This window comes from Citrobacter sp. RHBSTW-00986 (assembly GCF_013783065.1).
Classification (GTDB): domain Bacteria; phylum Pseudomonadota; class Gammaproteobacteria; order Enterobacterales; family Enterobacteriaceae; genus Citrobacter; species Citrobacter braakii.
This window is the reverse complement of record NZ_CP056200.1, coordinates 3,542,102-3,565,499: the sequence shown is the minus strand read 5'-3', so window position 1 is coordinate 3,565,499 and position 23,398 is coordinate 3,542,102. Positions and strand designations below refer to the sequence as shown.

General features: G+C 54.0%; 17 protein-coding genes and 1 pseudogene. 5 read left to right on the top strand and 13 right to left on the bottom strand.

The window, feature by feature from the left end:
• The first annotated feature begins 25 nt into the window (after nt 1–25).
• The 3 genes from htpG to hemH all read left to right on the top strand — a co-directional run bounded on the left by htpG (nt 26) and on the right by hemH (nt 3,920).
• Nucleotides 26–1,900, top strand: coding sequence for a molecular chaperone HtpG (gene htpG / locus HV345_RS17380; protein ID WP_016152083.1), 1,875 nt, complete (start codon nt 26–28; stop codon nt 1,898–1,900).
• Between the two features lie 232 nt (nt 1,901–2,132).
• On the top strand, nt 2,133–2,777 hold the full coding sequence (adk, locus tag HV345_RS17375; protein ID WP_003021773.1) for an adenylate kinase: 645 nt from the start codon (nt 2,133–2,135) through the stop codon (nt 2,775–2,777).
• Between the two features lie 180 nt (nt 2,778–2,957).
• Entirely contained in the window at nt 2,958–3,920 is a 963-nt protein-coding gene (gene hemH / locus HV345_RS17370) for a ferrochelatase (protein ID WP_049271278.1), read from the top strand.
• Here hemH and aes read toward each other — a convergent pair.
• Complete coding sequence (gene aes, locus HV345_RS17365) at nt 3,917–4,876, bottom strand: acetyl esterase (protein ID WP_181635867.1); 960 nt, start codon at nt 4,874–4,876, stop codon at nt 3,917–3,919. The genes hemH and aes overlap by 4 nt on opposite strands.
• A 152-nt stretch (nt 4,877–5,028) precedes the next feature.
• Here aes and gsk point away from each other — a divergent pair, with 152 nt between their 5' ends.
• Entirely contained in the window at nt 5,029–6,333 is a 1,305-nt protein-coding gene (gsk, locus tag HV345_RS17360) for an inosine/guanosine kinase (protein WP_016152086.1), read from the top strand.
• Nucleotides 6,334–6,378: 45 nt separating this feature from the next.
• On the opposite strand, the gene ybaL is transcribed toward gsk, so the two are convergent.
• The gene (gene ybaL / locus HV345_RS17355) at nt 6,379–8,058 is read right to left on the bottom strand and encodes a YbaL family putative K(+) efflux transporter (RefSeq protein WP_016152087.1); all 1,680 of its coding nucleotides are present in this window, start codon (nt 8,056–8,058) and stop codon (nt 6,379–6,381) included.
• Between the two features lie 224 nt (nt 8,059–8,282).
• Nucleotides 8,283–9,503 carry a fosmidomycin MFS transporter gene (gene fsr / locus HV345_RS17350; protein WP_016155879.1) on the bottom strand — a complete coding sequence of 407 codons (1,221 nt, stop codon included), beginning with the start codon at nt 9,501–9,503 and terminating at the stop codon, nt 8,283–8,285.
• Nucleotides 9,504–9,800: 297 nt separating this feature from the next.
• Here fsr and ushA point away from each other — a divergent pair, with 297 nt between their 5' ends.
• Complete coding sequence (gene ushA / locus HV345_RS17345) at nt 9,801–11,453, top strand: bifunctional UDP-sugar hydrolase/5'-nucleotidase UshA (protein WP_016155880.1); 1,653 nt, start codon at nt 9,801–9,803, stop codon at nt 11,451–11,453.
• Nucleotides 11,454–11,634: 181 nt separating this feature from the next.
• Here ushA and ybaK read toward each other — a convergent pair whose 3' ends face one another.
• The 10 genes and pseudogenes from ybaK to HV345_RS17295 all read right to left on the bottom strand — a co-directional run bounded on the left by ybaK (nt 11,635) and on the right by HV345_RS17295 (nt 23,228).
• Nucleotides 11,635–12,114, bottom strand: coding sequence for a Cys-tRNA(Pro)/Cys-tRNA(Cys) deacylase YbaK (gene ybaK / locus HV345_RS17340; RefSeq protein ID WP_049042602.1), 480 nt, complete (start codon nt 12,112–12,114; stop codon nt 11,635–11,637).
• Nucleotides 12,115–12,314: 200 nt separating this feature from the next.
• Nucleotides 12,315–13,109 carry a TraB/GumN family protein gene (locus HV345_RS17335; RefSeq protein WP_046276076.1) on the bottom strand — a complete coding sequence of 265 codons (795 nt, stop codon included), beginning with the start codon at nt 13,107–13,109 and terminating at the stop codon, nt 12,315–12,317.
• 202 nt (nt 13,110–13,311) lie between these two features.
• Nucleotides 13,312–15,813, bottom strand: coding sequence for a copper-exporting P-type ATPase CopA (gene copA / locus HV345_RS17330; protein WP_181635866.1), 2,502 nt, complete (start codon nt 15,811–15,813; stop codon nt 13,312–13,314).
• 146 nt (nt 15,814–15,959) lie between these two features.
• Entirely contained in the window at nt 15,960–16,730 is a 771-nt protein-coding gene (locus HV345_RS17325; RefSeq protein ID WP_181635865.1) for a heme ABC transporter ATP-binding protein, read from the bottom strand.
• Nucleotides 16,727–17,719: pseudogene (locus HV345_RS17320) on the bottom strand (FecCD family ABC transporter permease). The gene HV345_RS17325 and the pseudogene HV345_RS17320 overlap by 4 nt, the downstream one beginning before the upstream one ends.
• Nucleotides 17,720–17,770: 51 nt before the next feature.
• Nucleotides 17,771–18,394 carry an anaerobilin reductase gene (gene chuY / locus HV345_RS17315; protein ID WP_181635864.1) on the bottom strand — a complete coding sequence of 208 codons (624 nt, stop codon included), beginning with the start codon at nt 18,392–18,394 and terminating at the stop codon, nt 17,771–17,773.
• On the bottom strand, nt 18,394–18,888 hold the full coding sequence (gene hutX, locus HV345_RS17310; protein ID WP_016155886.1) for a heme utilization cystosolic carrier protein HutX: 495 nt from the start codon (nt 18,886–18,888) through the stop codon (nt 18,394–18,396). Before hutX ends, chuY begins: the two co-directional genes overlap by 1 nt.
• Nucleotides 18,889–18,891: 3 nt before the next feature.
• Entirely contained in the window at nt 18,892–20,238 is a 1,347-nt protein-coding gene (gene hutW, locus HV345_RS17305) for a heme anaerobic degradation radical SAM methyltransferase ChuW/HutW (protein ID WP_019076190.1), read from the bottom strand.
• Nucleotides 20,239–20,256: 18 nt separating this feature from the next.
• Nucleotides 20,257–21,081, bottom strand: a complete 825-nt coding sequence (locus HV345_RS17300) for a hemin ABC transporter substrate-binding protein (protein ID WP_016152100.1) — start codon at nt 21,079–21,081, stop codon at nt 20,257–20,259.
• 2 nt (nt 21,082–21,083) lie between these two features.
• A complete protein-coding gene (locus HV345_RS17295) occupies nt 21,084–23,228 on the bottom strand; it encodes a TonB-dependent siderophore receptor (protein ID WP_181635863.1) in 2,145 nt (714 codons plus the stop codon).
• Nucleotides 23,229–23,398: the final 170 nt, after the last annotated feature.

Genomic DNA, 23,398 nt, shown 5'->3' with positions numbered 1-23,398 from the left:
AATGGCATTGTTGAGGTAGACCTACATGAAAGGACAAGAAACTCGTGGTTTTCAGTCAGAAGTAAAACAGCTTCTGCACCTGATGATCCATTCTCTGTATTCCAATAAAGAAATCTTCCTGCGTGAGCTTATCTCTAACGCCTCGGATGCGGCAGACAAGCTGCGTTTTCGCGCACTGTCTAACCCGGATCTGTATGAAGGTGACGGTGAGCTGCGCGTGCGTGTTTCCTTCGATAAAGATAAGCGTACGTTGACCATTGCCGATAACGGCGTGGGGATGAACCGTGATGACGTTATCGATCATCTGGGGACCATTGCGAAATCCGGTACTAAATCTTTCCTTGAATCCATGGGATCCGATCAGGCGAAAGACAGCCAGTTGATCGGCCAGTTCGGGGTTGGCTTCTACTCTGCGTTCATCGTGGCGGATAAAGTCACCGTGCGTACCCGCGCAGCGGGCGATAAACCGGAAAATGGTGTGTTCTGGGAATCTGCGGGTGAAGGTGAGTACACCGTTGCCGACATCACCAAAGACGATCGCGGCACCGAAATCACGCTGCATCTGCGCGAAGGCGAAGACGAGTTCCTTGATGACTGGCGCGTACGTTCCATCATCAGCAAATATTCCGACCATATCGCGCTGCCGGTAGAGATCGAAAAATCTGAAGAGAAAGACGGCGAGACCGTAGTTTCCTGGGAAAAGATCAACAAGGCGCAGGCGCTGTGGACCCGTAACAAGTCGGAAATCAAAGACGACGAGTACAACGAATTCTACAAACATATCGCGCACGACTTCACTGATCCGCTGACCTGGAGTCATAACCGTGTGGAAGGTAAGCAGGAGTACACCAGCCTGCTGTACATCCCGTCTCAGGCTCCGTGGGATATGTGGAACCGCGATCACAAGCATGGTCTGAAACTGTACGTTCAGCGCGTGTTCATTATGGACGACGCCGAGCAGTTTATGCCGAATTACCTGCGCTTTGTGCGTGGCCTGATAGATTCTAACGATCTGCCGCTGAACGTTTCTCGTGAGATTCTGCAGGACAGCACCGTCACCCGTAACCTGCGTAGCGCGCTGACCAAACGCGTACTGCAGATGCTGGAAAAACTGGCAAAAGACGACGCGGAAAAATACCAGACCTTCTGGAAACAGTTCGGCCTGGTGCTGAAAGAAGGCCCAGCGGAAGACAACGCTAACCAGGAAACGATCGCTAAGCTGATGCGCTTCGCGTCCACGCACACTGACTCCTCCGCACAAACCGTGTCGCTGGAAGACTACGTGTCGCGTATGAAAGAAGGGCAGGAGAAAATCTACTACATCACCGCAGACAGCTATGCGGCGGCGAAGAGCAGCCCGCACCTGGAACTGTTGCGTAAGAAAGGCATCGAAGTGCTGCTGCTTTCTGACCGTATCGATGAGTGGATGATGAACTACCTGACCGAGTTCGACGGTAAGGCATTCCAGTCCGTAGCCAAAGCTGACGAGTCCATCGACAAGCTGGCGGATGACGTTGACGAATCGGCAAAAGAAGCGGAAAAAGCGCTGACGCCGTTCGTTGAGCGCGTGAAAACCCTGCTGGGCGATCGCGTAAAAGAAGTGCGTCTGACTCACCGTCTGACCGACACGCCGGCCATCGTTACCACCGATGCGGACGAAATGAGCACCCAGATGGCGAAACTGTTCGCAGCTGCTGGCCAGGCCGTACCGGAAGTGAAATATATCTTTGAACTCAACCCGGATCACGTGCTGGTCAAACGCACGGCGGATACCCAGGACGAAGCGCAGTTCAAAGAGTGGGTTGAACTGCTGCTGGATCAGGCGCTGTTTGCTGAACGCGGCACGCTGGAAGATCCAAACCAGTTCATTCGTCGTATGAACCAGTTGCTGGTGTCCTGATAGCCGTAAGGTAATGCCGGATGATGCTAACGCGTGTCCGGCTTACACCATCTCGTCGATCCCTGGCCGGATACGGTGTTTACACCGCGATCCGGCATTTTCTCTCCTCATTTTTAATTTTCCCACCGTTAACCGTTTCAGCGTCGGGCGTCTTCCTTGAGCCAATTGCGTGATGGTGGTATCGTTTAGCGCTTTTTAAAAAATATCGACAACCTTTAAGGGGATTTTCGTAATGCGTATCATTCTGCTTGGCGCTCCGGGCGCGGGTAAAGGAACTCAGGCTCAGTTCATCATGGAGAAGTATGGTATTCCGCAAATCTCCACCGGTGATATGCTGCGTGCTGCCGTGAAATCTGGCTCCGAGCTGGGCAAACAAGCGAAAGACATCATGGACGCCGGTAAGCTGGTGACTGATGAGCTGGTGATCGCGCTGGTAAAAGAGCGTATTGCTCAGGAAGACTGCCGTAATGGTTTCCTGCTTGATGGCTTCCCGCGTACTATTCCGCAGGCTGATGCCATGAAAGAAGCAGGCATCAACGTGGACTACGTTCTTGAATTCGACGTTCCGGACGAGCTGATCGTTGACCGTATCGTGGGTCGTCGCGTACACGCTGCTTCTGGCCGCGTTTACCACATCAAATTCAACCCGCCTAAGGTTGAAGGCAAAGACGACGTGACCGGCGAAGAGCTGACCACCCGTAAAGACGATCAGGAAGAGACCGTACGTAAGCGCCTGGTGGAATACCATCAGATGACCGCTCCGCTGATCGGCTACTACTCTAAAGAAGCGCAGGCGGGTAACACCAAATACGCGAAAGTTGACGGCACCCAGGCTGTGGCTGACGTTCGCGCAGCGCTGGAAAAAATCCTCGGTTAAGTTTTAGCGCAGTCAATGCCGGATGGCGGTGTCAACACCTTATCCGGCCTACGATTTTATGTAGGCCTGATAAGCGCAGCGCCATCAGGCAAATTCTCGTCTTACCTTTCACAGCAATTAGTTCTTCTTTATCGCTTTTCCGCTACAATTATCAACAATTTGAATCGATAAGAGGCGGTAATGCGTCAGACGAAAACCGGTATCCTGCTGGCAAACCTCGGCACTCCCGATGCCCCAACCCCCGAAGCCGTTAAGCGCTACCTGCGCCAGTTTTTAAGCGATCAACGCGTAGTCGATACGTCACCTGCGCTGTGGTGGCCGCTGCTGCGTGGTGTGATTTTGCCGCTGCGTGCGCCACGCGTGGCAAAGCTGTACCAGTCAATCTGGATGGAAGACGGTTCCCCGCTGATGGTCTACAGTAAGGCGCAACAGCAGGCGCTGGCACAACGTCTGCCACATACGCCTGTCGCGCTGGGGATGAGCTACGGTTCACCGTCGCTTGAAAGCGCGGTCGATGAACTGCTGGCAAGCGGAGTTGAACACATGGTGGTGTTACCGCTGTACCCGCAATATTCCTGTTCTACCGTGGCGGCGGTCTGGGACGAACTGGCGCGAATCTTAGCGCGTAAACGCAGTATTCCTGGCATCTCATTTATTCGTGATTACGCCGATGACAGCAGCTACATTGATGCGCTGGCCAAGAGCGCCCGTGATTCATTTGCTCAACATGGTGAACCCGATTTGCTGCTGCTTTCCTACCACGGCATTCCGCAGCGCTACGCCGATGAAGGCGATGACTACCCGCAGCGCTGTCGCGATACGACTCGTGAGCTGGTTTCAGCGCTTGGCTTGCCGCCGGAAAAAGTGATGATGACCTTCCAGTCTCGTTTTGGCCGTGAACCGTGGTTAACGCCATATACCGATGAAACGTTAAAAATGCTGGCGGAGAAAGGGACCCGACATATCCAGGTCATGTGTCCGGGCTTCGCGGCTGATTGTCTCGAAACGCTGGAAGAGATAGCGGTGCAAAACCGGGAGATTTTCCTTGAGGCAGGCGGTAAGCAATATGAGTATATTCCGGCGCTGAATGCCACACCGGAACATATCGAAATGATGGTTAAACTGACCGCAGCCTACCGTTAAAGCTGCGTTCTGAAGTAACGCGCGCCCTCCCGTAACGCATCGTCGGCGGTTTTCATCATCCGCGAATAGTGCAGGAAGGCGTGCAACGTGCCGGGGTACATTTTGTACTGGCAGGGCTGCTGATGCGCCTGTAGCGTCTGGAATAATAAGCGGCTATCGTCAATCAGCGGATCAAACTCCGCACCGGCGATAAAACACGGCGGTACGTCGCGCGTCAGGTCGTTATTAAACAGGCAATAGTACGGTGATTCGCGATCGTCGGCGCTACGCAGGTACGCGTTTTCGTACATCAGCAGATCCTCGCGAGTTAAACCATCCCAGGCGCCGCCCATTAGCCGTCGGCTCAGTGAATCCTGCAGGCCGTAAAGCCCATACCACAACAGCACGCCAGCCACGTTGCCGCAAGCAATTTGTTTATCCCGCAACCACAACGCGCTGGCAAGCGCCAGCATGGCCCCGGCGGAATCGCCCGCAAAACCAATATGATTCACATTAAGGGAATAATCGCCAGCGTGCTGATAAAAGTACTGACAGACGGCGACAATCTCTTCGATGGCTTGCGGGTAGCGGGCCTCTGGCGCAAGCGAATAGTCGATGCCAATGATCGTGCACTGCGTATAGCGCGCCAGTAAACGCATAATGCGATCGTGGGTATCCAGATTACCGAGAATAAAACCGCCGCCGTGCAGGTAATATAGCGTCGCCTGGCTATGGGGCTGCGGAGCGTAAATTCGTGTGGCAACGGGGCCGCATGCGGTGGAAATAACGCATTCTCGGGTATTCATCTGTGGGGCATCGGCATTCCACAACTGTCGTTCATGAATGTAGTGTTTACGCTGGGCCACAAAGTCATCGGCAGCGGGCCACGGCGGCAAATCTTCGCGATGAAAATTCACCACACTTTTCATTTCATCCGAAATGTTGTCGAGTACGGGGATCTTGTTTTCCGGCTTCATAAAGCGCTCCTTGTGAAGGTGAGTTATTGTAGAAATTCATCCCGGATAAACTGCGATCTCACCGTCCGATATTGAAACTCAGCGCCGCATCGCATGCGCAGCGGGGAATGTGCTACCATGCATCGCTCAGCTAACCACCCGTAAAATCGACCATGAAATTTCCCGGTAAACGTAAATCCAAACACTATTTTCCCGTCAGCGCGCGCGATCCGTTGCTGCAACAAATTCAGCCAGAAAATGAAACCAGCGCAGCCTGGGTGGTGGGTATTGACCAGACGCTGGTGGATATTGAAGCCAAAGTTGATGATAACTTTGTAAAACGTTATGGATTAAGTGCCGGGCACTCTCTGGTGATTGCAGATGATGTCGCTGAAGCGCTCTACCAGGAACTGGTGCGTGAAAATTTGATCACCCATCAGTTTGCGGGCGGTACTATCGGTAATACGATGCACAACTACTCTGTGCTGGCGGATGACCGCTCGGTGCTGCTGGGTGTGATGTGCAGCAACATCGAGATTGGCAGCTATGCGTACCGCTATTTATGCAATACCTCCAGTCGTACCGATCTGAACTACCTGCAGGGCGTAGATGGACCGATTGGTCGCTGCTTTACGCTGATTGGCGAGTCCGGTGAGCGTACCTTTGCAATCAGCCCAGGGCATATGAACAAGCTGCGGGCGGATAGCATCCCTGAATCGGTGATTGCCGGAGCGTCCGCGCTGGTGCTGACGTCTTATCTGGTGCGCTGCGAGCCGGGCGAGCCAATGCCGGAAGCGACCATGAAGGCGATCGAATTTGCTAAAAAACACAATGTACCGGTGGTACTGACGCTGGGCACCAAATTTGTCATTGCCGATAATCCGCAGTGGTGGCAGGCATTCCTGAAAGAGCATGTTTCAATTCTGGCGATGAATGAAGAAGAGGCCGAAGCGCTGACCGGCGAAAACGATCCGCTGCTGGCGTCCGACAAGGCGCTGGATTGGGTGGATCTGGTGCTGTGCACAGCGGGTCCGGCGGGTCTTTATATGGCGGGCTTTACGGAAGAAGAAGTCAAACGTAAAACCCAGCATCCGCTGCTGCCTGGAGCCATTGCCGAATTCAACCAGTACGAGTTTAGCCGCGCCATGCGCCATAAAGATTGTACCAATCCTCTGCGTGTGTATTCGCACATCGCACCGTATATGGGCGGGCCAGAGAAGATCATGAATACCAACGGCGCTGGCGACGGCGCGCTGGCGGCATTGCTGCATGATATTACCGCTAACAGCTATCACCGCAGCAACGTGCCTAACTCCAGCAAGCACAAGTTCACCTGGCTGACCTATTCGTCGTTAGCCCAGGTGTGTAAATATGCGAATCGCGTGAGTTATCAGGTGCTGAACCAGCATTCCCCGCGCCTGACGCGCGGTTTGCCGGAACGCGAAGATAGCCTCGAAGAGTCGTACTGGGATCGTTAAATCATGCACATGCCGGATAAGCGATAGCGTCATCCGGCAACGACATCAGCCTGTAACGACCACCTCACCAGCAGGCGGCGTTTCAATCAGCTCCAGCATGGTACGGGCGATTTCACGCTCACCCATGACGACCTGATTGGCGCCGCGTTCGGTAATGTATTCCACCTCGTCGTCATAATGCGCGCGGGCGATAATTTCAATCGACGGGCACTTCTCGCGTGCTGAAGCGACAATTTCACCCGCTTCATAGCCATTGGGAATGGTCAGCAGCAGCCAGCGTGCGCAATCCAGATGCGCCAGATTCATAATTTCTTCGTTGGCGGCATTCCCCAGCACCGCGCGGATCCCGCGCTCGCGCAGTTCATCCACTCGGGTGCGTGAGGTTTCGATAACTACCAGCGGGATCCCCGCAGCCATCAATTTCTCGCCCAGCAGGCTACCGACGCGCCCAAAGCCAACCAGCAGGGCGTGATTGCAGATATCCACCGGAATTTGCTTCTCTTCTTCAATAGCCTCTTCCAGCGTCTGTTCTTCCAGCGTTTCTGTTTTGGCGAGATATTTTTCTAACACCGCGAACAGCACCGGGTTAAGCATGATGGACAGGATCGCCCCCGCCAGCACCAGATTCTGTCCGGCCTGCGGCAGCAGGTTTAACGCCATGCCCAGACCCGCCAGGATAAAGGCAAATTCACCAATCTGCGCCAGGCTGGTGGCAATGGTGAGCGCTGTGCGTTGGGAGTGACCAAACAGGCGCACCAGGAAATAGGCGGCAAGGGATTTACCAAAGATGATAATCGCCAGCGTGCCCAGTACCGCCAGCGGCTGCTGAATCAGAATCATGGGATCAAAGAGCATCCCGACGGAAACGAAGAACAGTACGGCGAACGCATCGCGCAGCGGCAGGGTGTCATGCGCCGCACGGTGACTCAGTTCAGATTCGTTCAGCACCATGCCGGCGAAGAATGCCCCCAGTGCAAAGGAGACATCGAACAGCTCCACTGCGCCAAATGCGATACCTAATGCGAGGGCGAGGACTGACAGGGTAAACAGTTCGCGTGAGCCGGTTGCGGCGCTACGGGCCATAATCCACGGTACCAGGCGACGACCGACCAGCATCATAATTGCGATAAATGCCACCACCTTACCGATGGTAATGCCCATATCTACGGCCAGCGAGGCAAAGCCGACATCTTCTTTTTCCAGCATTCCAGCGACGGCTGGCAGGAGAACCAGCGTCAGCACCATCATCAGGTCTTCGACAATCAGCCAGCCAATGGCGATTTGCCCGCGCTGACTGTCAATGAGCTGCCTTTCTTCAAGCGCACGCAATAGCACCACGGTACTGGCGGTTGAAAGACACAGACCAAACACGATCCCTACCATCAGCGACCAGCCCATCACCGCTGAAAGCGCCATGCCCAGCAGCGTTGCCACCGCTATCTGGGCAATCGCGCCGGGAATGGCGATAGACTTTACCGCCATCAAATCCTTCAGCGAAAAGTGCAGCCCCACGCCGAACATCAGCAGGATTACGCCAAGCTCGGCCAGTTCAGGCGCTAACTTGGTATCAGCAACAAAACCAGGTGTAAATGGACCGGCCAGAACGCCCGCTAACAGATATCCCACCAGAGGAGAAATACGTAGTTTATTGGCAATCATGCCTAATATAAAAGCGAGCACAAGGCCGCCGACAATGGTGGTGATAAGCGGGGTGGCGTGATGCATTCCGTCTCCTTTGGTTGCTGTGATAATCCTGAAAACTCAAACGACGAGTAATAGTTTATGACAATTTTGATGTTTTTGTTTGTGAATAATTATTGAATTTTGATGAAAATAGGATTTTAGACGTAAAAAAGCACGGATCGGAAAAGTACAGCGGTATGTGAGAAGCAAAGGCTGATGGCTACTGTAAGTCTGACGGCCAAAATTTACTTTTGGCCGTCAGGAAATCACGCTTTATGTCGGTTATCAGGTAAGAATATGGTCAGTATCCCCAGTAGTGGCAGGAAAGCACATATTTTGTAGACCAAATCGATGCTGGTATGGTCGGCAATCAGCCCTAACACCGCGGCTCCCAAGCCGCCCATGCCGAAGGCAAAACCGAAAAATAGCCCAGAAACCATGCCGATACGGCCAGGAAGCAGCTCCTGCGCGTAGACCAGAATGGCAGAAAACGCCGATGCGAGGATAAAACCAATGATCACGGTTAAAATCCCGGTCCATTCCAGCGTTGCGTAGGGTAAAAAGAGGGTAAAGGGTGCTACACCGAGGATAGAGCCCCAAATAACATATTTTCTGCCAATTTTATCGCCCAATGGTCCACCAATCACCGTCCCGGCTGCGACGGCAAACAGGAAGGCAAACAGGTGAAACTGGGCATTTTGTACCGATAATCCGAATTTTTGCATCAGATAAAAGGTGTAATAGCTGCTGATGCTCGCCATATAGAAGTATTTGGAGAAAATCAGCACCAGCAGGATGCTTACCGCCAGTACCACTTTATTCCGTGGTAACGGATTCACGATGGCGACTTTCGGTTTTCCTTTACTCATCCGGTGCTGCGCGGCATACCAACGGCTGATTTGCGCCAGAACGACAATCGCTAATAACGCAGCCAGCACAAACCAGGCCACATTACCCTTACCATATGGCGCGATGATGACAGCCGCCAGTAACGGTCCCAGAGAGCTACCGAAATTGCCGCCAACCTGGAAAATTGACTGGGCAAGACCGTGACGACCGCCGGAGGCCATTCGCGCCACGCGGGATGATTCCGGGTGAAATACCGAAGAGCCGGTACCAACCAGCGCTGCGGCGAGCAGGACCATATGGAAACTGCCGGCCATGGCCAGCAAAACAAGCCCACTCAGCGTGAAGCACATCCCAATGGGCAGCGACCACGGCATTGGGTATTTATCCGTCCAGTAACCCACAACCGGTTGCAGCAGTGAGGAAGCAAGCTGGAAGGTCAGGGTAATCATCCCTATCTGCATAAACGTCAGCGAGAACTCTGACTGCAATAGCGGATAAATCGCCAGGATCAGCGACTGGATCATATCGTTTAGCAGATGGGAGAGGCTGATTGCCCCTAAAATGCCAAATGAGGTGCGTGCTTTAGCAACCGACGCTGACGCGCCAGCCACTGGCTGGGTTGGTTCACTTATTGCCATAGAAAGTCACTTCTGTTTGGGTTGCGATTATGAGGGTAATCTAATTTGTTATTATTACCTGACTAACATACCTGCGGAAGGTGTTTGAAGGAAGTCTCATTTCTGAAAACATTTTCGGCTATTATTTTCAGTAGCTGTAATTTTATGCCCGAACTAATTCGACTTACAGGCAGGCGGCAAACGCGAGAGTCCCAGGAGCTTACTGCATAAGCGACAGGGGGAAGTGAGCGCAGCCAACGCACATGTAATTTGAAGGATAACGGGTATGGCGGTTGATATTGAGTCAGGGAGTGAAATATGAAGTTTTTAAAACGGGGCGTGGCGCTGGCGTTATTAGCCGCATTTGCGCTGGCAGGTCAACCTGCACAGGCGTACGAAAAAGATAAAACCTACAAAATTACCATTCTGCATACCAACGATCATCACGGTCACTTCTGGCGCAGCGAATACGGTGAATACGGGCTGGCGGCACAAAAAACGCTGGTGGACGGTATTCGTAAAGAGGTGGCTGAGGAAGGAGGCAGTGTACTGCTGCTTTCCGGTGGCGACATTAATACCGGCGTACCGGAGTCTGATCTGCAGGATGCGGAACCTGATTTTCGCGGAATGAACCTGATTGGCTATGATGCGATGGCGGTCGGAAACCACGAGTTTGATAATCCGCTTAGCGTATTGCGCCAGCAGGAAAAATGGTCCAAATTCCCGTTTCTCTCGGCCAATATCTATCAGAAAAGCACCGGCGAGCGTTTGTTTAAGCCGTGGGCCATCTTTAAGCGTCAGGATTTAAAAATTGCCGTACTCGGTTTGACCACTGACGATACGGCGAAAATTGGCAACCCAGAGTTCTTTACCGATATTGAGTTCCGTAAACCTGCTGATGAAGCCAAACTGGTTATCCAGGAACTGAATATGGGGGAAAAGCCGGACATCATTATTGCGACCACCCATATGGGACATTATGACAATGGCAATCACGGCTCGAACGCGCCTGGCGACGTAGAAATGGCGCGCAGCCTGCCGGCGGGATCGCTGGCAATGATTGTGGGTGGTCACTCGCAGGATCCGGTATGTATGGCCGCGGAAAACAAGAAGCAGGTTGATTACGTACCGGGTACGCCGTGTGCGCCAGACAAGCAAAACGGGATCTGGATTGTGCAGGCGCATGAGTGGGGGAAATACGTGGGGCGGGCGGACTTTGAGTTCCGCAATGGCGAAATGAAAATGGTTAACTACCAGCTCATCCCCGTCAACCTGAAGAAAAAAGTGACCTGGGACAACGGTAAAAGTGAGCGCGTACTCTACACCCCGGAAATTGCAGAAAATCAGCAAATGCTTTCTCTGCTGACGCCGTTCCAGAATAAAGGTAAAGCGCAGCTCGACGTGAAAATTGGTAGCGTCAATGCGCGCCTCGAAGGCGACCGTAGCAAAGTCCGTTTCGTACAGACCAACATGGGGCATTTACTGCTGGCTGCGCAAATGGCGCGAACCAGCGCTGATTTTGGCGTGATGAGCGGCGGCGGTATCCGTGACTCCATCGAAGGCGGTGATATCACCTATAAGAGCGTGCTGAAGGTGCAGCCGTTCGGTAACATCGTGGTGTACGCCGACATGAGTGGGAAAGAGGTGATTGACTATCTGACCGCCGTGGCACAAATGAAGCCGGATTCCGGGGCCTATCCGCAGTTTGCCAACGTCAGCTTCGTGGCGAAAGACGGCAAACTTAACGATTTGAAAATTAAAGGCGAACCCGTTGATCCAGCCAAAACCTATCGCATGGCAACGCTGAGCTTCAATGCCACCGGCGGCGATGGCTATCCGCGAATTGATAACAAGCCTGGCTATGTGAATACCGGGTTTATTGATGCGGAGGTGCTGAAAGAGTACGTACAGAAGAACTCACCGCTCGATGCTGGTGCGTATGAGCCGAAGGGCGAGGTAAGCTGGCAGTAACAGGGCAATTTAGGGCATCATTTTATCCGCTCCTCCGGGCCGCCCTTCATGGCGGCCCAATAATCCTACTTATTACCTCTATGCTCCGGTTCTTGCGCGCTGGCCGAGTCCAAACTGTCTTCACCAATCACGCCCTGTAATCGCAGTAGGCGCAATCGCCGTATCACCGGGCAAAAGACAATTAATCACGGCGTGCGATATCGGCGAATTTCGCATCCAGAATTTTCGCCAAATCGCCTGCTGCCAGTTCAATATCCAGCCCGCGTTTGCCGCCGGACACATAAATGGTGTCAAACGTCTGGGCGGGAGCGTCGATGAGCGTCGGCAATCTTTTTTTCTGTCCCAGCGGGCTGATGCCGCCAATCAGATACCCGGTGGTTCGCTGCGCGATCATCGGATCGGCCATATCGACCTTTTTGGCTCCCAACGCCCTGGCGACTTTTTTGAGATCCAGTTGACCGGCTACCGGCGTAACGGCAACCGCCAGGTGCTTCATATCGCCATTCACGGCAACCAGTAGCGTTTTGTAGACCTGGTCCGCATTCAGACCTAACTTGCGTACCACTTCGTCACCAAAGTTCGTCTCGGACGGATCGTGATCGTAGGTGTGGATCTGGAAAGAAATTTTGTTTTTTTCGAGTAATTTAACGGCGGGTGTCATAGCAATTTTCCTGGCCCAGACAAAATACGACACAAGCATACGCCTGATGTCTGTCTAAAAAATAGTACCATCTTGCGCAATAGTGTTGGCAGGATGATGACTTTGAGCGACAATCGAACTACACCGATGCTTTAAGCGTCGGGATCATAATAATGATGAAATTCCTCTTTGACGGGCCAATAGCAATATTGGCCATTTTTTTACCGTAACATCTCCGGCAAATTTCCTTCTCCATACAAATGCAGCGCGCCAACGGCTACAACATAGTGACCGGCAGGCATCGCCCTGAGTCGATCGCGCCAGGCCGCATTACGCTGATGCATTAAAACGTCATACAGCGACTGGCTAAAAGTATTGGGTAGAGTGAGTTCGCTATTGCGTGGCGGCGTTTTAAGCCACCAGCCCATCATCTGTTGTAGCAGTCTGGCATTGGTATGCCAGTGCGTCAGGGTATCGTCCAGCAGAGCCAGTCCGTTATCGGGTAACTGACATAACAGCTCGATTTGGCTGGATGCGCCTTCCAGCTCGATTATGGGTTTATGCACCTGTTTTGCCGCATTCAGAAGTTGGTAATCAATGCCGTATTCTGCCCGCAACCCCAACTGCTGCGCCTGCGTTGCCTGCAAGACCATGGCGATTTGCCACAGCGGCTGGGTAGACAGCAGGGAAGAGGAAATACCCAGCTCGTCGGTGACTTTGTGCAGATTATCTAGCAGCTCTGGGCTGATGCGCTCTTCCAGTGCGGCAAAGGTCGGAAGGTTGGCAAACGGCGCGTCGTCGCCGGAAACATCGGCTTCGACAATGAGCGCATCGGCACGCTGGAGCTTTTTGAGTAATTTGGCAGGCAGAGGCGCCATATCGCGGCTGCCCATGTGAATACTGCCAATCAGATGAAAATGGCGGTTTCCGGGCAAGGAGATGTCGATGGCAGGCCAGGTATAGTGGTTGCCGCGTAGCGCGGTGAAAAATGATTTTACCCGGTACAACAGATCCATACGGCCTCCCTAAGTAGACTTCCATGCTAGCGCGTGGTCCTGGAAGGTGCAAATACACTTCATCATTCGCTCAGCCTCTTTATTGGCAGCGTGCAAAAACCCCAGTCACATAGTTGGCTATGCTCCTGGGGTTTTTATACTTGCCGCCTTGAGGCAACGCGAATGATTTGGGGCTCCGTTCAGAGCGGCATCCGGTAAAGGCTTACTCTTTAGGTTTGAAGCGCAGCAGTCGGTTAGCGTTGCTCACCACGGTAATGGAGGAGAGCGCCATCGCCGCCCCGGCAACGACCGGGTTGAGCAGTGTTCCGGTGAACGGCCACAAAATCCCGGCGGCAACGGGGATACCGATGCTGTTATAGATAAACGCGCCGAGCAGGTTCTGCTTCATATTGCGCAGCGTTGCCCGGGAGATAGACAGCGCATCTGCAACGCCCATCAGGCTATGGCGCATCAGCGTAATCGCGGCGGTTTCAATCGCCACATCGCTGCCGCCACCCATGGCAATCCCTACGTCAGCCTGAGCCAGTGCAGGCGCATCGTTGATACCATCACCGACCATGGCAACCTGACGCCCCTGGCTCTGCAGACGTTTAATCGCCTCGGCTTTACCGTCCGGCAGAACGCCAGCAATCACCTCATCAATACCCGCCTCTTTGGCAATGGCGTTGGCGGTCGTTGGGTTGTCGCCGGTGAGCATCACCAGACGATACCCGGCGCGGTGCAGACGCTGGAGTGCTGCCACGCTGTCGCTACGCAGAGGATCACGTACCGCTAACAGCGCTGCCGCTTTACCGTCAATCGCTAACAGTACTGGGGTTGAGCCTTGGGAAGCCTGAGCGGTGATTTCAGCCTCCATTTCAGTGGTATCTACCTGCTGTTCATTGAGCAGCGCCTGGTTTCCCAGCAGCAGCGAATGACCTTCCGTTTCGCCACTGACGCCTAAACCGCGCAGCGTACGGAAACCGTTGACCTGCGGCAGCGTGACATCACCTGCTTTGTCCAGAATCGCCCTGGCTAACGGGTGGCTGGAACCCTGTTCAAGGGCCGCTGCCAGACGAATTGCCAGCGCTTCGTCGGTATTGCCAAACGTTTTGATGGCGACAACCTGTGGTTTGCCTTCAGTTAGCGTCCCGGTTTTATCAAACACGATGGTATCGAGCGTGCTGGCGCGCTGCAGCGCATCGGCATCACGTACCAGCACCCCAAATTCAGCAGCACGCCCGACGCCGGAAATAATCGACATCGGCGTTGCCAGACCCAGCGCACAAGGGCAGGCAATAATCAGGACGGTGGTGGCGATTACCAGCGTATAGACAATCTGCGGCGCCGGTCCAAAGAAATACCAGATAGCCGCACTGACCAGCGCAATGGCGACCACGACCGGAACGAACACCGAGGAGATGCGGTCGGCCAGTTTGCCAATTTCCGGTTTGCTGCTTTGCGCCTGGCGCACCATACGAATAATGCGCGACAGCGTGGTGTGACTGCCAACAGCGCTGGCGCGGAACAGCACGCTACCGTCCTGTACGACCGTACCGGCGTGGACGCTATCGCCTGCACCTTTTTGCTGTGGAATCGGCTCACCGGTCAGCATGGCCTCATCCAGCCAGGCTTCACCCTGAGTGATTTCGCCATCAACCGGAACGCGGTCACCGGTGGTCAGGCGCAGCAACATTCCAGCCTGCACCTCTGCCAGCGGCACGTTCTTTTCACCTTCGTCAGTGACGACGCGTGCGGTCGGCGGTGTCAGATCGAGCAGTTTTTCCAGTGCTTTAGACGAGCGTTGGCGAGCCCGCGCTTCCAGCATGTGTCCGAGGTTAATCAGACCGATAATCATGGCACTGGCTTCATAATAGAGGTGTCGCGCTTCCATCGGGAACCATTGCGGCCAGAGGTTGACGCTCATGGAATAGAGCCATGCCACCCCCGTACCCAGCGCCACCAGCGTATCCATGGTCGCGGTGCCGTTCATCAGGCTTTTCCACGCATTGCGGTAAAAGTGACCGCCCGCGAAAACCATCACGGCAAGCGTTGCCAGACCAATCATCAGCCACAGGCTGCGGTTGTCGTCGCTCACCATCATGTTGTTGCCAATCATGCCCCATACCATGACCGGGATACCCAGGAGCAGCGCGACGGCTGCCTGCCAGCGAAAACGTTTCATGGTTGCCACGGCGGTTTCTTGCTGACGTTCGCGACGCTTAGCATCATCTTCAATCGCTTCTGCGCCGTAGCCCGCTTTTTCAACCGCCTGTACTAAATCTGCGGCGGAGGCACTGCCCATTACCAGCGCAGTGCGTTCCGCCAGGTTTACCCGTGCCTGCGTGACGCCCGGTACACTTTGCAATGCATTTTGTACGCGGGTCACACAACTGGCGCAGCTCATGCCGTTTAACAGCAACTGTTGGCTGTCATCATCAGCCGTAGCTGCCGGAAGCTCGGAAGGGACCGCTGCCAGTGCTTCCGACGGGATTGATGACTCCGTCAGCGGTTTAGCCTTTGGGTGGCTTAACTCCGCGCCGTAACCGGCTTGTTTAATGGTTTCAATCAGCGCCTCTGCGCTGGCGCTCCCGGTAACATGCGCTTCTGTCACGGTGACATCCGCTTGCTCAACGTCCGGACGTTGTTCCAGACTTTCTTTAACGCGTTTTACGCAGTGACCACAGGACAGGCCGTCCAGGGTTAGATCGATTGTTTGAGACATAACCAACTCCTTTTTTGCAGGATTAACTGACTGTGATAAAGGTTAAACCTTACAGCAAGGGGAAGGTCAAGGGCGTTTTTAGAAAAGGTGAAAAAAGGGTGTAAAGGGAGAAAAACGGGAACGCCACGTCAGGGGTTCCCGGTCTGTTATTGATTGAGGACGATAATCGGCGTTCGATGCTCCGGTTCATTTATGACCGTGAGATCGGCACCGTACAGCGCGTTCAGCGACCGTTGCTTCAGAACATCCTGCGGATATCCGTTATCAACTATTCTGCCGCGTTCCATCAATACCACACGGTCGGCATAGCGCGCTGCGAGGTTGAGATCGTGCAGGACGCAGCAGACGTTAAGCTGCCGTTCACGCACCAGACGACGTAGCAGACGAAAAAGGTGCTGCTGGTGGTGAATATCCAGCGCGGAGGTGGGTTCATCAAGAAACAGCCATTTCGGCCCAGGCTCGGGCTCCCAAAGCTGAACCAGCAGGCGCGCCAGTTGTACCCGCTGTTGTTCTCCTCCCGACAGATGCCGGTAATCGCGTGTGGCCAGCGCCTGGCAATCACACAATGCCATGATGTGCTCCGTTTCATCGCCCGTGTTGCGCGTACGATACGGATGTCTGCCCATGCGAATGACCTCCTGAACGCTAAACGGGAAGGCCATATGACTATTCTGGCGCATCACGGCACGGGTTTTTGCCAGCTCGGTGATTGACCACTTGTCCAGCGGCTTGCCAAACATGCTACAACGCCCACTGTGGGGCTGCAGATATCCCGTAAGCTGACGTAGCAGCGTCGATTTCCCGGCTCCGTTCGGGCCAAGAACCGCGATGATCTCTCCATCAGGTAGCGTCAGGGAAACGTCGTCGGTCAGTCGTCTTCCCTGAATGTGGTAGACCAGATTTTCAGCGACGATCATGACACCCTCCGGCTACGCAGTATTAACCACAGGAAATATGGTCCCCCGATCAGGCTGGTTAACAGGCCAACGGGCATTTCGGCTGGCTGAACAAGTGTGCGGGCCAACGTGTCGGCAATCAGGAGTAAACAGGCACCGGCCAGCGTAGAGCAGGGAATCAACCAGCGATGATCGGCGCCGGTCGTCATTCTGATCAGATGCGGGATCACCAGGCCAATAAAGCCAATTACGCCGCTGACGGAAACCGCAGCGCCAACCAGGAGCGAACTGAGCAACAGTAACTGCTGACGCTTACGTTTGACGTTTACGCCGAGGTAATGCGCCTCTTCATCACCCAACTGCAGTAAATTAAGCGTTCCCGCCATGCAGATGGTTATAACAATGGCTGGAAGAATAAACGTGCTGGCAACCAACAGCGTTGGCCACTGGGCCTGGCCGAGATTTCCCATCATCCACAATGTAAGTTGACGTAGCTGCTGCTCGTCGCCCACATAGCTCAGTACGCCAATAGCCGAACCGCACAGGGCATTGATAGCGATACCGGCTAACAGCAGTTGCATCATTCCACCGCGGTTATGACGCTGGCTTATCAGGAAAATAATCGTTCAGACCACCATGCTGCCTGCGACGGCAAAAATCATCTGCTCATACAGCACCAGCACTACGGGGAACGAAAATGGGATAACTATCGCGATGCCGACCATCAGCGCGGAGCCGCTGCTGACGCCAAGCAGGCCAGGATCGGCCATCGGATTGCGGAAAAGTCCCTGCATGATGACCCCAGCCGTCGCCAGCGCAGCACCGACCAGAACGGCCAGCAGCACGCGAGGCAGGCGGATGTTTAACCAGATATCACGATATTCGTCGTTGAACAGAGCGCTGAAGCTAATGTTCAGCGCCCCCTGGCTGGCACCGAAGAGCATCAGAGCAACCAGCAAAAGAGAAAGACCCGTCAGGATGCTGACGGAAGAAAGCGAGTCCTTAAGCACGTAACGCTCCATAACGTCTTTGCGGCGCGGAGTTCCCGCGCCGTGAGGGGTTTACGCGGGTTTCAGTCCCGGCTCAACCAAACTGTAAATCTGGTTATTGAGTGCCGGTGCAGTGGCCAGTTCGTGAATATGCTTCGCAACATCTGCACGCATTACAAAGCCGTGACACACCTTAGCCTGTATTCGTTGTGCCTGGCCGGTGGCTGCACCGTTTAGCAAACCGCCGGGGCGGAGAATGGCGTAGTCCAGTCGACTGGTTTGTAGCCAGCTTTCAGCCAACGATTTTTCCCGTACAGCCTGACCAAATGCGGCCTTTGCGCGTGAAGAAAGAAAAGGCCAACTGTCACCGCAGCCGAGTGAGGTCACCAGAATCATGCGCTTGATCTCCGCTTTTTCTGCTTCATCAATGATGGTTCTGTGCGCCAGATAATCCTGGGCGCCGCCCATGGAGGAGATCACCGTGGCATGTTGACCCGCTGCGCGACAGGCACAGGCGGTGACCTGACTATCGCAGGCGTCGCCGATGAAGACCTGCACACCTTTTTCCTGCAACCCTGCAGCGACCTGTGCGTTGCGAACGACAACAATCACCGGACGTTGTTCCGCCAGTGCGAGTTCAAGCGTTTTCGCACCGACGCCGCTACCACCCGCACCAAAAATGAGCCATGGAGCCATCAGGCATGTTCCTTTAAAGATGAAGACAACGCGTGAAAGGCGCTGACCTGTTCGGCCAGTAACTGTCGATGCTCATCCCGACCGAGGAAAATTTTGAACATCGCGCTACCCGCCTGGTTAAAGAAGAGAATGGACGCGGTGTCCATTCCCATAAATTTGCGTTCAATCAGGGCAATATGCGTACAGTTTTCTGCCTTGATATGACCGGTCATGCCTTTTTTGCCGCGCAGGTTGAAGTAGCCATGACGGTGGAATCCGGAAGGTAATTCACCGGTGAATTCCAGAATGACATCAGCAGTATGGACCAGGGTGGTGACTTTGCCCCATTCGCTGACGGTTTCCCAGACGGTATCAAATTGATCGCCGGAAACTAGCGTCGGGGAGGGGAGGTTTTTCACCACCTCCAGCAGCGTGGTGTTGTACTGGGCAGCGATAGCTTCCAGCGTACCGTCCGGTTCAGTTTTCAAAAAATCCTGTAAAGAGACATGGCTCATAATTCACTCCTGGTATGGTTGTTCTACCGCAATGCGCGGCGCGTTAAGTGCCTGAATAAGTTCATCAAGAGACTGCAAAATATTGCTCGCCCAAAAACGCCCTTCATTGGTCAGGCGCACACAGGTGCTGGCATCTCGCGTCAGTCCTGCGTGATGCCATTGGGTCAGTAGCGGGGTCAGTTTTTGTGCATGAGGCGTCAGTTCATCCAGCGGAACGCGGGCCGTTTCAATGCCCGCCTGGAGAGTGTGTCGCCACTGGAAACCACGCTCGGCGGTACGCATCATCATCATTAGCGGTTTTTTCCCAGCGGCAATAGATTCATGCCATGTCGTCAGATTGCGCTCGACCATCCAGGAATAGCCATTGACTGATCCCCCGGCGCCTGAGCCGAATGCCAGACAGTCCGCTCCCTGTTTAATCAGCAGGTTGTACAGATTGCGTTCACGCGTGGTACGCGCCCAGTGGCTGTTGCTGATGCAGCGCCAGCCCGCGCTGTCCATGAAATCGCAACCCTGAAGATAGAGATCGCGACGTTCGGCGGGAGAGGGAACGGTTGTGCGCCCGGTTTCAACTGCTTTGCCAAGCGGTGTATTGGGGATCAGGTTCAGCGCATAAAGATCTACGCCGTCGAGGCCGATGTCACGGGCAATCGCCAGATCGTCGCCCCACAGTTTTGCATCTTGTCCTGGCAGACCAAACAACAGATCGCATACCACGGCGGCACGATCCCGTTTTACCAGCCCCTGCATAAAGGCAATTGCGGTCGGGCCGTCTGAGGTGCGCGCCATTTTCTTGCGGATCCGGCTGTTAAAAGATTGAATACCGATCGAAAACCGATTGGCGCCAGCGTCAAGGCAGGCATCAATTCGCGCATCGTCAAAATTGAGCACTCGTCCCTCAATGGTAATTTCGCAGTCCGGCGCCAGCGGTAACTTTTCACGCAGCGCGGTGATGATTCTGCCCAGATCCCGTGCTGACAGCGCTGAAGGCGTACCGCCGCCAAAATAGACGGCGTGAATTGGGGCTGACTGATGTAACGCGCTATCGGCTTCCATCTCGATTTCGCGCAACAGCGCGTTGGTGTAGCGGGCGCAGTGATCTTCTTCGAACCGGTTTTGATAAAAACCGCAGAAAGTACAATGCGTTGCACAAAAAGGGATATGCAAGTACACCAGCCGTTTACGCGGCGGGGTAGGCTGGCTGATAACATCCTGCCAGGTTTGTGACAATAGCTCTTTGGCAATCGGAATCGCCCCGCGCCATGGCATTGTGGCGCGGCGATCCTTAAAGGGCTGACTTCCCTCAAGCGCAAAATGCGCGGTGAGATCCAGCGAGTGTTCAGTTTTCATTCTTTTTTATAAATCCAGTTAGTGAGGCCAGAATTGCTGGTGCAGGGCTTCAACCGCATCGGCGACGCGAGGCCCCATTCCCAGAATCAGCGCCTGGTCTACCGCCACAATGCGCTGATTTTTCCAGGCCGCAGTGTGGGTAATACCGGCAATCGCGCTCAGACGAGCCAGATCGCCATCCACCATTTGCGACGTCACCACGATCACCTCCGGGTTGGCGGCGATCAGCGACTCCGCGCTGTAACTTTTATACTGCGCGTGGGTGGCGACATTTTGTGCGCCTGCAAGGGTCATAATGGCATCGGCAACGCTGCCCTTGCCGGCGACCTGCGGCGCGCTGCCGCCAGCGGAGAGAATGAACATGGCTTTGACCGGCGCATTTTTCGCCGCCACGCTGTGCTGAACACGATCCAGACGTTGATGCAGGCGATTGACCAGCGCTTCACCTTGTTCAGGAATGCGCAGCGTTTGAGCCAGCTCCCGAATGTTGGCGTACATCTGCTCGACGGTGGCCGGTACGCGCGGCAATGTAACGACGTTAACTTTCTGCGCCCGGAGCTGATCCAAAACGATTTGAGGGCCTGCATCCTGCCAGGTGATAAAGCTGTCCGGGTGCAGCGATAAAATGCCCTCGCTGCTTAACTGCTTCCAGTAGCCGATATGCGGGAGTGCGGCAGTTTCAGGTGGGTACGAGGTGGTTTCATCGACGCCAACCACCCGGTTGCCGACGCCCATGGCGTAAATCAGTTCGCTAAGCGAACCGCCCGCCACCACCAGGCGGTCAGCGGACTGGGCGCTGAAAACACAGGCGAGGCTCAGTAAGCCAATCATGAGTTTTTTCATCGTCAGAAATTCCACGCAAAGCCAACAGCGGCATTGAAACCAGCGTCTGGGATAGATTCATGCGCGGTTTTGTAACGCTTGTCGGTCAGGTTGTTGAGCGCGAGGTTGACCTGATACTGGTCCTGCGGACCAAACTCGGTGTTGAATGCGAGGTTAAGCGTGGCCCAGCCTGGGTAGTTTATTTCCGTGGTGCCGGTATTATCTTTGGCGCGGGACGCCGCGCGAATAAAGACATCGGACGTCACGTTAGCGACATTCATCAACCAGGTATGTTTCAGGCCAACGCGCCCGGTCAGCGTGGGTTCGCCGGTATCCCAGGTTTTTATGGTGTTGCCTTCGTATTGACGGCGAATGAGATTACCGCTCAGGTAGGGTGAAACCGCCCAGCCGTTGTATTCTGCAGTTAATTCCATGCCCCAGGTTTTGGCACGATCGATGTTGTCGTAGTAGTAATAGCCGCCGCGGGAAGAGGTGGTGTTGCCGTTGCAAACGGGTTGGCCTGAACAGGCCAGACTGGCGATATAGTCTTTGGCTTCAGAGTAATAAATGGCGCCGTCAATCAGCCACATATTCCCTTTATACCGCGCGCCCAACTCATAGTTATTCGAGTGTTCAGCCTTCAGGTTTGGGTTGCCGTAGGTAACGCTGCCGCCGGCGGATGTCTGCATGAACAACTGAGTAAGCGTGGGGAAGACATAGCCCTGGGCGTATGCAGCCCGGAGTTCAAGATCTTCAAAGCCGGAATAGCGCAGGCTGGTCGAGGTCACCAGTTCATCATCGTGAACGGAATTTCCCCCGGTGGATTGCCAAGTGGTGCCGCTGCTTTGGATGGTTTGCGTATCGTTGCGATTGAGTTTCGAAGACAGCCAGTACTGGCGTGCGCCCACGGTCCACGTCCAGTCATCAGCAAAGCGCCAGTCGTTTTGCGCGAACAGTGAGGTGTTGCTTTGTTCCGCTTCGTTATATGACAGGGTACGGGTTTGCGTATCGAAGAAGCCGGTAGCCGCGGTCTGGCGCGTACTGCCGTCCGTGTCCTGTTTTATTTTGTCATGCTGATACTGAGTGCCAATCACCAGCGTGTTGTTAGCCGGAAGGGAGATATTGCCCTGCAGCGTTACACCCTGGGTATATTGTTTGTCGTTGGTATTGGTTTGATTGCTTACCGTCAGCGCTTTAATCATCGGGCTGGGGATAATCTGGGTCGTTTTGACCCGGTTTTCAAATTTGCGCTCTATTGTCTGGGTGTATGCGTCAAAATGGATGTTCTTCAGGTAATCCCCGTCGGCCGCGTAGTCGTAGAAAAGACCGATTTTCTCGCGTTCCAGCTTAGGAATTTTGACACTAAAGTCGTCGAACTGACCTTCGGGATCGTCAAACCAGGTTTGAGTGGATAGCTTATAACGGTCGAGTGAGAGCCCAATTTTGTGGCGATCGAGGTTGTAACCAAGCCACACTCCCTGACCGTTATTACGAAAGTTGGTGTCGGGCAATCTTCCGTCAGGTGTATCGCGATCCCCCTGGTCGGAATAGCTGCCATTGATGCGATAGTCAAAGTTACCGATGCTTCCCCAGGCTGCCGCTGACTCTTCCCATCCTGCCGTTGCGGAGTTATAAACAGCCTTAACGCTACCACCCAGAGGCTTATCGCCGCCTTTTTTGGTTATAAAGTTCACGACGCCGCCAATTGCCTGCGAACCATAGAGGACAGAATAAGGGCCTTTGACCACTTCAATACGTTCCAGCGCGGATTCGTCAATCAGTAAACCGGCTCCGTAGTTTTGTCCGGCACGTTGGTAGCTGACGACCTGGCCGTCTATCAAAATCAGCACCCGCGAAGAAGCTTCGCCACGGATACGAATTTGTTTCCGACCTGCGAGAGCGTTATCGGTAACTTCGACGCCGGGGATATCTTGTAAATCATCAGCAAGAGAAACGCTGGTGGAGTTTTGTAGCGTCTGGCGATCGATAACCTGAATGGTTGCCGGGCTATCCCAGAGACTACTTTCTGTGCGGTTAGCCGTAACGATCACCGTATCTTCGTCGGACGTTGAACCGTGTGTTGGAGAGGTCGCTGCAAAAGTAGCGCCGGACATGCATAATGTCAGGGCTGAAAGAATAAATGGCCTTTGGTTAATCCGTGGCAACATAAGAGAACCTTTATTGAATGTAAATGATCATCATTATCATTCGCGTTTGTATATAAAATTGTTTCCCTTTGTTCAAGATGAAAGGTGCAGAACCGATACATCTTTTGATTTGAGTCAATTTTGCGTGGTCAATAAATGCTGAAATGTGATCTGAATCGGATATAACGATG

Bases quoted from the DNA above. Each gene is read 5' to 3' on its own strand.
- ushA (WP_016155880.1), top strand. From the start codon at position 9,801: ATGAAGTTTTTAAAACGGGGCGTGGCGCTGGCGTTATTAGCCGCATTT.
- ybaL (WP_016152087.1), bottom strand. From the start codon at position 8,058: ATGCATCACGCCACCCCGCTTATCACCACCATTGTCGGCGGCCTTGTG.
- hutX (WP_016155886.1), bottom strand. From the start codon at position 18,888: ATGAGCCATGTCTCTTTACAGGATTTTTTGAAAACTGAACCGGACGGT.
- fsr (WP_016155879.1), bottom strand. From the start codon at position 9,503: ATGGCAATAAGTGAACCAACCCAGCCAGTGGCTGGCGCGTCAGCGTCG.
- HV345_RS17325 (WP_181635865.1), bottom strand. From the start codon at position 16,730: ATGATCGTCGCTGAAAATCTGGTCTACCACATTCAGGGAAGACGACTG.
- hutW (WP_019076190.1), bottom strand. From the start codon at position 20,238: ATGAAAACTGAACACTCGCTGGATCTCACCGCGCATTTTGCGCTTGAG.
- adk (WP_003021773.1), top strand. From the start codon at position 2,133: ATGCGTATCATTCTGCTTGGCGCTCCGGGCGCGGGTAAAGGAACTCAG.
- HV345_RS17335 (WP_046276076.1), bottom strand. From the start codon at position 13,109: ATGGATCTGTTGTACCGGGTAAAATCATTTTTCACCGCGCTACGCGGC.
- copA (WP_181635866.1), bottom strand. From the start codon at position 15,813: ATGTCTCAAACAATCGATCTAACCCTGGACGGCCTGTCCTGTGGTCAC.
- HV345_RS17295 (WP_181635863.1), bottom strand. From the start codon at position 23,228: ATGTTGCCACGGATTAACCAAAGGCCATTTATTCTTTCAGCCCTGACA.
- HV345_RS17300 (WP_016152100.1), bottom strand. From the start codon at position 21,081: ATGAAAAAACTCATGATTGGCTTACTGAGCCTCGCCTGTGTTTTCAGC.
- ybaK (WP_049042602.1), bottom strand. From the start codon at position 12,114: ATGACACCCGCCGTTAAATTACTCGAAAAAAACAAAATTTCTTTCCAG.
- gsk (WP_016152086.1), top strand. From the start codon at position 5,029: ATGAAATTTCCCGGTAAACGTAAATCCAAACACTATTTTCCCGTCAGC.
- aes (WP_181635867.1), bottom strand. From the start codon at position 4,876: ATGAAGCCGGAAAACAAGATCCCCGTACTCGACAACATTTCGGATGAA.
- htpG (WP_016152083.1), top strand. From the start codon at position 26: ATGAAAGGACAAGAAACTCGTGGTTTTCAGTCAGAAGTAAAACAGCTT.
- hemH (WP_049271278.1), top strand. From the start codon at position 2,958: ATGCGTCAGACGAAAACCGGTATCCTGCTGGCAAACCTCGGCACTCCC.
- chuY (WP_181635864.1), bottom strand. From the start codon at position 18,394: ATGGCTCCATGGCTCATTTTTGGTGCGGGTGGTAGCGGCGTCGGTGCG.